The following is a 7432-nucleotide window of genomic DNA, read 5'->3' as shown; positions in this document are numbered from 1 at the left end:
CGGCAGACGCCGGCCGGCTCCGGGCCGTACGGACGGGGCGCTGCATCACGGGGCCTGCGGCGCCGTGTTGTCCGGGATGGCGTTCATCCAGTTGTTCGCCTTGGCCAGGGCGAGCCCGGTGACCGCCATGGCCACCGCGACCAGGCCGAAGATGATCACCGCGGTCGGCACCGGGCTGTCGCCGCGCTCGGAGCCCCGGCGCAGCTCGGCGAGGCGGGTGCTCACCGCCACGTACAGGTAGGCGTAGAGGTGCATGGTCGTCTCCTTCTCGAAGGTGGGTTCACAGACGGGCGAGGAACGGATAGACGGCGAAGCCGAGCAGGACGAACACCAGCAGCGAGCCGGGAATGTCCAACTTGCTGGTGACCCCCTCGGCCCGGGCCAGGTTGTCGGTACGGATCTGGTCGCGCAGCGACTCGGCGCGGGACCGCAACGTCTCGTGCACCTGGGCGCCCTCGCTGCCGGAGGAGCGCATGATGGCGCCCACGTCGCCCAGCTCCGGGATGCCGATCCGCTCGGCCAGCTCCTGCAACTCGTCCCAGGGCGAGTGCATCTGGAGCTGGGCGAGCCGCAGCGCCTCCCGGATCCGGTCGAAGACCCAGCCGTCGCAGACCGCCGCCGCGCGCTCCAGCGACTGCACCGGGCCGTGCGCGGCGGACAACTGCAACGCCACCAGGTCGAGGTAGGTGCAGACCGCCTGCCGGAACTCGTCCCGGGCGGCGTCGGCCTTGGCGAGGACCGCGCGGTGCGCGAGCAGCCCGGCACCGAGCGCCAGGCCCAGGCTGGCCACCACCGGTACGGCCACCGGCAGCGCCACCCCGCCGACGAAGAGCACCGCCGAGGCGACCGCCGGCGTGGCGAAGCCGATGAGCGCGGACAGCAGCACGGACAGCGCGTACTGCTCGGGGGTGCGGTCGAGCAGGGCGAGTTGCCGGTGTGGCGGGCGCAGCCAGCGGGCGAACCCGCCGAGCCAGTCCGGCCCGGCACCGGCGGCCGGGGCCTGACCGGGCGGCTGGTGCAGCCGGCGCAGCGCCGGGCCGAGCGCCGGGGTGGCCGGCAGCGCCTCGCGTACGACCAGGAACAGCCCGAGCCCGACCGCGCAGCCGCCGAGCACCGCGATCGCCATCTGCCAGTTGAGTGCACTCATGCTGCCCGCCTCTCGTTCGCGACTGCGGGGCTCGCAAGCTCGCTCCTCGCGCTCACGCGATTGCCTCGTCCAGGTCGGGCGCCGGCAGGAACCGCGCCGGCCGGGGCGGCTGGCTCATCGAGCGCACCCAGACCAGCAGGCCGACGAACGCCGCACCGAGCACCGCCATCACGAGCTGACCGGTCACCGTCCCGTAGGGACGGATGTAGTCGCTGTTCACCAGCCCGTACGCGAGCGTCGCCAGCGTCATGCCGGTGAGGAAGCGGACCGCGAACCGGGGCTGGGTGCGCTTCGCCTCGACCTCGCGGCGGGTCGCCACCTCGGCCGAGGCGGCGGTGGCGATCGACCCGAGCACGTCGCCGAGGCGCTCACCCCGATCGGTGAGGTGCAGGATCAGCGCGGCCACCACCTGGTCGGCGACCGGGTCGGCGATCTCGTCGGCGAAGGCGAGCAGGGCGGAGCGGGCCAGCCAGCCGGCCTGGAGGCGGGCCGCGAGCGTGCGTACCTCCTCCTGGATCTCCTCCGGCGCGGTGGCGATGGTGCCGATGATCGCCTGCTGGAGTCCCTGGCCGGTGGCCGAGATGTCCTTGAGCCGGCGGGTCCACTCGCCTACGGCTTCGACCCGGGCGATGGCCCGCTGCTCGGCCCGGCCGACGGCGAACAGCCACGGCACGCCCGGCACCGCGAGCGCCACCAGCAGGCCGACCACCGGCAGCCCGGTGAGCAGGAACGCCGCCGCCCCGGCGACCACAGCGGCGCCGAGCAGGAGCTGGTAGCGGTGCTGGTCGGCGCGGCTCGCGCCGGAACCGGTCCAGAGCCGGCTCAGGCCCGGCCCGCTACCTGGCGCCGGACCCGGCGGCCGGCGGGTGCCGACGAGCGCGACGACTGTCAGCACCAGCCCGGCCACGCACGCGGCGCCGGAGACCAGGGCGATCAGTTCGATCTGCGTCACGCCGGGCCTCCGCTCGGCCGCGCCCCGAGGCGGGTGTGCCGGGGCCGCCGCCACGCGCCCATGCCGGCCTCGACGAACCGGGTGAGCAGGCGGGCGTCGTAGCCGACACGCAGCAGCTGGTCGCGGATGCGTTCGGGCAGGTGGCGGGGGACCGCACGGCCGTCCGGGCCGGGGCCGAAGACGGACGTGGTGGTGATCCGGTTGCCCTCGCCGACGCCGATGACCTCCTCGACGTGCGAGACGAACCGGTGCTTGCGCCCGCCGATCGCTGTCTCGTCCTCGACCGTCACATAGACGATCAGGTCGAGCGCATTACCCGCCATCCGGCGGGCCTGGTCGACAGTCATCTCCCGGCCGTGCGACAGCGCCAGCTCGATGATGCGTTCGCTCACCCCCGAGGGGGTACGCGCGTGGATGGTGCACATCGACCCGCGGCTGGTGGTCATCGCCTGGAGCATCGGCACGATCTCCCGGGACCGCACCTCGCCGACGATGATCCGCAGCACGCCCATGCGCAGCGACACCGGGATCAGGTCGGCGATGCTGACCTCACCCGCCGGCCGCCCGTCCGCGCCGCGCTCGCCGTGCCCCTCCCGGGACTCGAAGCTCATCACCGCCCGGTGCTTGTGCCCGCGCCGGGCCGGCAGCAGTTCCCGGCTCTCCTCCAGCAGCACGTACGGCTCGTCGGCCGGGATCTCGTCCATCAGCGCGCGGATGACAGTGGTCTTCCCGGCTCCGGCGAGCCCGGCGACCATGATGTTCAGCCCGGCCCGCATGGACGCGCGGAGGAAGTCGCGCAGCAGCGGGTCGATCATCTCGTCCAGGTCGGGCCGGCCGCCCGCGATGTCCTCCAGGCTCACTTCGAGCGTGTTGTGCTTGCGGATCACCGCATACGGGCGGTGGCTGACCAGGAACACGGCGGCGAGCCGGCTGCCATCGGGCAGTTGCAGGTCGAGCGTGGGCTTCGAGGTGGACAGCGACCGCTCGGTGGCCCCGGCGCGGCGGGCCGCCGCCTGGAGGATCTCGACCAGTTCGTCGTCGGTCTCGGCGATCGGCTCGGCCCAGTCGACGCCGCCGCCGTGCCGGGTGATGCGTACCTGGTCGCAGCCGAGGATGTGCACCTCTTCGATGCTGTCGTCGACGAGCAGCGTCTGGAGGCGGCCCAGCCCGACGAGTTCGGCTGTCACCTGGTCGAGCAGCAGCCGCTCCTCGTCGGCGGCCATCGGCGTGCCGGCCCGGCGTACCGAGTCGGCGTACGCGGACACCACGGCTACCGCCAGCCGGGCGCGCTCGACCTCCTCGGCGTCGGCGTCGAACTCGCGTCCGCGCTGCCAGTGGGTGAGCCGTTCGCTCAGTTCCCGGCGCAGCTCGCGGACCACTGCGAAGTCGACCCGAGGGCGTGGCGGCGGCGCCGCCGGCGCGGCGGGCATCGGACCGGGTACGTGGTGCCGCCCGTTCGGCGGGGCCAGCGGCGGCACAGTGGAGACGACGCCCGGCTGCTGGACGCGCGGGTCGTGGGAGACCGGCTCAAACCGCACCGGACACCCCCGGCACGCTCGGCGCGGTCACCGCGCGCGGTGTGGCCGCCCCGGGCCAGGCCAGCCGGGCCCGCCGCCGGTCCAGCAGCGCCCGTACCGGCACCTCCAGGGCGCCGGCCGCGCGCATCAGTGGCCGGTTGGCCCGTACGGTGCCGCCGTGGGCGAGCACCTCGGCGGTACGCGGGTCGTGCGGCAGGCGGGCGATCACCGGCAGCCGTAGCGCCTTGCTGATCTCGCTGGTGCCGTGCCCGTCCCCGACGACGAGGAGCCGCAGCGTGCCGGGCGGTACGCGGTGCTCGGTGAGGTCCCGCTCGATCGCGCGGGCGGTGGCCCGGGTGGCGGAGAGGTCGGGCAGGTGCGCACGGGTGACGAGCAGTACCACAGCGGCGGCCCGCAGCAGCGGCCACGGTGGACCGCCCACTGCCAGCCGGCCACAGTCGACGAGCACGTCGTACGGCGGTTCGCCCCGCTCCAGTGCGGTGAAGTAGTCGGCGAAGCGCTGCCAGAGCGGGATCACGCTGCCGGCCTGGGCCGGGTCCACGACGCCTGGTAGCAGCAGCCGCTCGCGGCGGGGCGCGTCCAGGTCGACCAGCTGGGACCAGAACGCGTGCTCCAGGCTGCCGTCGCGCAGCTCACCTACCGCCAGCTCACCGATGCCGCGCGGCCCGTCCAGCGCCCCGCCGAGGTAACCGGCGAGGATCGAGCCGCCCGCCGGGTCGCACTCGGCCAGCACGAGCCGCCGGTGCCAGCTCAGCGCGGCGGCGAGCGCGGCGGTGGTGACGCCCGGCGACCCCTTCGCCGAGACCAGGGCGATGATCGCCATCAGGCTGCCTCGGTGAGCACGAGCGCGATCCGGTCGTCGGCGGCGAGCGCCACGACAGCGGGCACGTCCCGTACGGCAAGCGCCAGGTAGACGACCACGTCGCCGTTCTGCGGCGTGGCAGTGTCGATCACGGTGCCCTCGAACCGGGTGCCGCCGCCACGGGACGCCTCGGAGCCTCCGCCGGTGGCGTTCGACGGCGTGCTGACCAGCAGCACCTTGTCGCCGGGGTGCAGCTTGCGGGCCGGCACCTGCTCGGGTTTCAGCCCCAGCGCGATCTGCTGCTGGCCGGCGCCGAGCAGTGGGGCCTCGGTGAGCTGCGCCTCGGTGAGCAACGTGCCCGGGGTGAGCCGGACGGCCGCCCGCAACCCCAGCACCTCGTCCATCCGGTCGGCGGGCACCGGCCGGAGTTCCCGGCCGCCGGAGACGCGCACCGGCACCAGGTCGTCGGCGCTGAGTTGCTGTCCCACGTCGACCGCCCGGGCCACGGCCAGGTACGTGCCGGTGGAGCGGACCGAGGTGACCGCGAACGCGGCGCCCAGACCGCCGAGGGCGATCAGCAGGACCGCCAGGCCGAGCAGGCCGGGGCGGACGCGTCGTTGCCGGACCACCTTCGGCGGTGCGACGGGTGCCTCCACCGGGGTTCCGTTGCGGGCTGCCACGACACTCATCGGGTCACCACCTGAAGCTCGTTGATCTGTACCAGGACGACGCCGCTCGACCGGCTCTGGGCGATCACGCCGCTCTCCCCGCCGCCGGACCACTCGACGGTCCAGAACGTCGTGGCGCTGACCTCGTAGGTGCCGGCCTCCGGATAGCCCTGGTCGAGGCCGCAGTCCGGCGAGGTGGAGCCGGCCCTCGGCCCGTTCGCCCGGTATGGCGTGCCCGGCCCGTCGCAGGTGACGTCGATGTCGTCGGACATGTGCCAGACGATCCGGTCCACCTTCGCGGTGATCTCCACGGTCAGCCCTCGGTCTGAGGCGGACGCGGATAGCGGCCCGAAGTACGCCTCGCCCGGGCTGGCCCACATCCAGACGGGTAGCCCGACCAGGCCGGGGCCCTGGCTGCGCCGGGGTGCCACGGCGGCGCGGGGCGGGAGCAGCGAGATCGAGGCCAGCGCGCGGCGGGCCAGTTCCTCCGGGTCCGGCGGCGCGCCGTAGCCGGGCGGCGGGGCGTCGAGAAGCGCCCGGCGCAGGCTGCCGAGGTCGCCGCCGTTGCAGGTGAGCTGGTACCACTGCTGGCCGGGAGGGGCCTCGCCCTGCGGCTCCTCGAGTTTGTAGTAGCAGCCGTCGGCGTTGTTGAACCAGCCGAGAACCTCGTGGTAGCAGGGGATGGCCCGGCCGTTCCACTGGCACTTCGGGGTGCTGCCGCCGTTGCCGCCCCCGCCGCCGTTGTCTCCGCCGCCACCCGGCCCACCCGGTCCGCCGGGGATGCCGGGGTCGTCGTCCCAGACGTCGCAGTCGGTCTGTTCCGGCGGGCACGAGCCGCCCGGATCGGCGGCGCGGGCGGGTGCGCCGGTGAGCGTCAGCAGCGCGGCCAGGCCGGCGGCGAGCAGCAGCCGGCGGAGCGTCCCGGCCCGGGCCGGCCGGGCCGGGACACCCCTTCCTCCCCAGGTCAGCACGGCTGGTCCTGGTGCGCGGCGCCGCCGTTGACGCGCCACCGGCCGTCCGGGTACCGGACCGCCGTGGCGGTGGCCAGGTAGCGCCCGCCGCGCGTGCCGGGCACGGCCTTGCGGTCCTTGGCGTAGACGAGCCGGTAGCCGCTCGCGTCCAGGCAGTCCTGGATCTCGACGGTGGGCGGGCGCGCGGTCAGGTCGACCGACACGACCTCGGGGTCGGAGAGCAGTTTCCCGGTACGCATCGCGCCGTGCTCCTTCGCGTCGAGAATCGCCATTCGCACCCGGGTCAGCAGCGGATCAGCCAGAAAACGGGTCAGAGCGGGATGGGACGGATCGCTGCGCGCACTGGCCGCCCGGGACGCGTCGAGATAGCCGGAATAGGCGGCCAGAGCCGCTTTTCCGGCCGCGTTCTCCTCGGCGCTGGAATGGGCGGCGGGTGCGGCGGCGCGGCCGGTCAGCGGACGGGTCGCCGCCTCCGGCTCGGTGCCGCAGCCGGTCGAGCCGACCACCAGCACGAGGCTGAGCAGGAAGATTTCCCATCGGCGGGATTGCCATGTGCGCAACGCCGATCCCTCCTCGGTGCCGGCCCGGGGCGATCACGCCGACCCGCTCCGGGCATGCGGAAGCGCGCCCGGAACTGTCACTCCGGGCCCCCGTCGCCGCCACTTGTATTGACCTGTACTGATCGCTGCGGATTCTGTGCCCTTGCTCCTCCGACGCCAATTGATCGGGGGTTGCGTCGTACCCAAGGGGCGAGCATAGGCTCACGTCCGCCGATGCAACAGAGGCAATTCACGTGAACACGGTGAGTGAAGACGGGAGGTGGTGGCCGGTGTGTGTCACCACGGTGACGAGCGGGCTTCGGCGGGGTTCCGGGCCGGCTGGCGTGTGCTCACCCGTACGCGCCGCGGCGGTGACGACGGGCCGCCGGTATGGGTGGGGAGCATGCCGCTCGTCCGATCCGTCCCGCCGGTCCGCCGGGGTTCACGCCGTGGCTCGTCCCGGCCGGTCGCGCGTCGCGCCGCACGCCGCCGCGGGCTTCCCCCGTCACATTCGCACGATCGATAAATCACTCTGCGTGCTCCACGATGGAACGCACGGCGACCGGACGGGGGATCCGATATGACGGCTGAACGGGTGCGGCGTACCGGACCGGTGGCCGATGCCGGCCGTCTGAGCGCCCGGCTGGCCGCCGCCCTGACTGTCGTACCCCTGCTCCGGCTGGCGGTGGCGCGCTACGCCGTACCGCCGGGGTGTCCGGACCGGACGGCGTGCGACGGCTGCGGCACGCCGATCGGGCTGGACCGGCCGCTGCCGGCGCTCGGCCCCGCGGCCCGGTGCCCGGCCTGCCGAGCCC

Annotated in this window: 8 protein-coding genes and 1 pseudogene; 1 reads left to right on the top strand and 8 read right to left on the bottom strand. The window is 74.1% G+C overall.

Going from position 1 to position 7432, the window contains the following annotated elements; translation table 11 throughout:
• Positions 1-45: 45 nt before the first annotated feature.
• The 8 genes from AC2CHG_RS28645 to AC2CHG_RS28610 are packed head-to-tail and all read right to left on the bottom strand — an operon-like array spanning position 46 to position 6638.
• A complete protein-coding gene (locus AC2CHG_RS28645; protein ID WP_484525969.1) occupies positions 46-255 on the bottom strand; it encodes a hypothetical protein in 210 nt (69 codons plus the stop codon).
• Positions 256-280: 25 nt separating this feature from the next.
• Complete coding sequence (locus AC2CHG_RS28640) at positions 281-1147, bottom strand: type II secretion system F family protein (protein ID WP_484525968.1); 867 nt, start codon at positions 1145-1147, stop codon at positions 281-283.
• A 52-nt stretch (positions 1148-1199) separates the two neighbouring features.
• A complete protein-coding gene (locus tag AC2CHG_RS28635; RefSeq protein ID WP_484525967.1) occupies positions 1200-2153 on the bottom strand; it encodes a type II secretion system F family protein in 954 nt (317 codons plus the stop codon).
• Positions 2096-3637, bottom strand: a complete 1542-nt coding sequence (locus AC2CHG_RS28630) for a TadA family conjugal transfer-associated ATPase (protein ID WP_484525966.1) — start codon at positions 3635-3637, stop codon at positions 2096-2098. Before AC2CHG_RS28630 ends, AC2CHG_RS28635 begins: the two co-directional genes overlap by 58 nt.
• The gene (locus AC2CHG_RS28625) at positions 3627-4460 is read right to left on the bottom strand and encodes a CpaE/TadZ family protein (protein WP_484525965.1); all 834 of its coding nucleotides are present in this window, start codon (positions 4458-4460) and stop codon (positions 3627-3629) included. Before AC2CHG_RS28625 ends, AC2CHG_RS28630 begins: the two co-directional genes overlap by 11 nt.
• Positions 4460-5128: an SAF domain-containing protein gene (locus tag AC2CHG_RS28620; protein ID WP_262015953.1), complete on the bottom strand. Its 669-nt coding sequence runs from the start codon at positions 5126-5128 to the stop codon at positions 4460-4462. The genes AC2CHG_RS28625 and AC2CHG_RS28620 overlap by 1 nt, the downstream gene beginning before the upstream one ends.
• Positions 5125-6078, bottom strand: coding sequence for a hypothetical protein (locus AC2CHG_RS28615; RefSeq protein WP_484525964.1), 954 nt, complete (start codon positions 6076-6078; stop codon positions 5125-5127). Before AC2CHG_RS28615 ends, AC2CHG_RS28620 begins: the two co-directional genes overlap by 4 nt.
• Entirely contained in the window at positions 6072-6638 is a 567-nt protein-coding gene (locus AC2CHG_RS28610; RefSeq protein WP_402810508.1) for a hypothetical protein, read from the bottom strand. The genes AC2CHG_RS28615 and AC2CHG_RS28610 overlap by 7 nt, the downstream gene beginning before the upstream one ends.
• Before the next feature lie 559 nt (positions 6639-7197).
• Between AC2CHG_RS28610 and AC2CHG_RS28605 the strand changes: the two are divergent.
• A pseudogene (locus tag AC2CHG_RS28605) lies at positions 7198-7432 on the top strand (prepilin peptidase); the annotation flags it as partial.

Source organism: Micromonospora sp. ATLC20 (assembly GCF_057196585.1).
Note: the sequence above shows the minus strand (reverse complement) of the source record. Positions and strands in the feature narration are given on the sequence as shown.

Coding starts and splice junctions, on each gene's coding strand:
- AC2CHG_RS28625 (WP_484525965.1), bottom strand. CDS start 4,460: ATGGCGATCATCGCCCTGGTCTCGGCGAAGGGGTCGCCGGGCGTCACC.
- AC2CHG_RS28645 (WP_484525969.1), bottom strand. CDS start 255: ATGCACCTCTACGCCTACCTGTACGTGGCGGTGAGCACCCGCCTCGCC.
- AC2CHG_RS28620 (WP_262015953.1), bottom strand. CDS start 5,128: ATGAGTGTCGTGGCAGCCCGCAACGGAACCCCGGTGGAGGCACCCGTC.
- AC2CHG_RS28640 (WP_484525968.1), bottom strand. CDS start 1,147: ATGAGTGCACTCAACTGGCAGATGGCGATCGCGGTGCTCGGCGGCTGC.